The organism is Sutterella massiliensis (assembly GCF_016899755.1).
In the GTDB taxonomy this organism is placed as follows: domain Bacteria; phylum Pseudomonadota; class Gammaproteobacteria; order Burkholderiales; family Burkholderiaceae_F; genus Sutterella; species Sutterella massiliensis.
In genome coordinates this window covers 1-1,770 of record NZ_JACJJC010000057.1, presented here as the reverse complement: position 1 = coordinate 1,770, position 1,770 = coordinate 1, and the positions used below count along the sequence as shown (strand labels likewise).

The 1,770-nt window shown below is 51.9% G+C and carries 2 protein-coding genes; both read right to left on the bottom strand.

Translation table 11 applies throughout. The annotated features are described in order from the left end of the window. Window positions 1-1,055 precede the first annotated feature (1,055 nt). Window positions 1,056-1,418: a hypothetical protein gene (locus H6A60_RS11140; protein WP_205104615.1), complete on the bottom strand. Its 363-nt coding sequence runs from the start codon at window positions 1,416-1,418 to the stop codon at window positions 1,056-1,058. A 91-nt stretch (window positions 1,419-1,509) separates the two neighbouring features. Beyond that, window positions 1,510-1,770: FAD-binding protein (locus tag H6A60_RS11135; protein WP_205104613.1), on the bottom strand; the 261-nt coding region annotated here is incomplete at its 5' end.

The following is a 1,770-nucleotide window of genomic DNA, read 5'->3' as shown; positions in this document are numbered from 1 at the left end:
CCTGAGCAACCGCATTGAGGAGGCGCTTGACTTTTTCCCGACTTTGTTTCGTTCCAAGCGTCAGCAAATATAGAACGCCGGCGTTTTGTGCCGGATCGGCTGAAGCTGCCGGACCGACGGCAGCTGCGTGCGCGGCAGGAACAGCGGAAATCTCAAAAGACATAAGGTTTCGCCCTCGTTTCCGGAAAAGAAGCGGAAAGCAAAAATAAGTAGCGGAAATGGTTATTTCCGTGTCCTATTTTATCAGATACCCTCGTTGAATGATGAGAGATCAATATTGAGGGCGAGTTTTTCTTTTGATTGGGCGGGGATCGGGTCAGATGCGAAACCGAAATCGGTTTTAAATCCGCCTGAAATTCGGTTAATCTCTCGGAAAGGACTGTTGCACAGGCGGTTCAGCTAATATCAATTCATCGGAAAATCGGGTCGCTGCGTTTTTTGCAGTGCACAGTCTTCGATTTGAACGCGTCACTTCGACCTACGCCAATGCGAGTGGCCGCCGGACAGGCTAGTTTCGTGTCTTATGAGTTCTGACTGACGGCGCCCGTTTTTCATAAGCGCCTGATAAGCTGCGAACCCGCCCAAATCCTTCATCTGAGTGGATAACCTCCGGTGAAGATACTGCCACGCGGCTTCCATTCCTTGCCTCTCGACCGTCCAATCTCAGAATTGGTGTTAAGTCTGTACGCGGAGTTGGGCAAGTTCTCACTAGCAGCGTATCACTGTTCCGACGTGTTCGCTTCGTTGACGGGTTTAGCTTCCTTCTGCTTTTTTTTCATTTCTTCGAGAACCAGTTATCCAGGACATAACAGTAAGCTCTTTAAACCGCTCCTGGATGGTGTTGATGTCAACTTCAGTCAGTTCGTCAACTCGTTCGACGCGAGGAGAAAAAGACAGACTCCGGTGGACATTTTTTCCATTACGCCAAGTTTGTAACTGCGGCAAGCGCGATTGACGAGCGCTGTCGGTTTCAGTTCAGCCCTCAGGAGCACTTTGCCGACTTCATTGGTGACAACGGCTCTAAAGCGAACGCGAGATTCAGGGAATCTCCAGCGTCAAAGCGCCGTCGAACATTGCGGCCGAGCCCGCGCATAGACGTGCAGATTTTGATAACGCTTTCCGCAACGCTCTTTTCCTGCCAGTGCTTCAAGAACTCTTCCAGCGTGGTGCACTGGAACTCTTCGGATGTCTTCTTCGATATCGGTGAAGCGAGCGGCTAGGATGACCTGGTCTACGTAGTCTTTAGTCCTTCTGCTGACGCCGCTTTCGCTGTTAGCGTGACGAAGTTTGCCGAGCATGATGAGTTCAAGGAGTCTGTAGAGCAGCTTTTGAATCGCTGCCTGGCGCTTGTTGACCCAATGATCGTTTACGGCAATTTCTCCAGATCGAAGTCCTGCGGTGACGACTTCTTTTGGCAACAGCTTCGAACTTAGTTAAGAAAGGCCCGGAGGTGGTGATCCAGGCCTTTCCGATCGTCAATATTGGTTAAATGTTATTTTCGATCTGCGCTCACGCTTTCCGCATTGCAGCGTTTCGCCCGGCCACTCTGCCGAAGACGAGGCAGTCAGCGATCGATACCGTGCCGAGGCGTACCATGCCGTGCACGCCGCCGGTTACTTCGCCGGCAGCATAAAGACCAGGAATCACGTCGAGGTCGGTCGAAAGGACCTCAGCCTTCGTGTTGATGGCTAGACCGCCCATGCAGTAATGAACGCGCGGCCAGAGACGGCAGGCGTAGAAACTGCCTTCGTTCGGAACCGTATCGTCGAA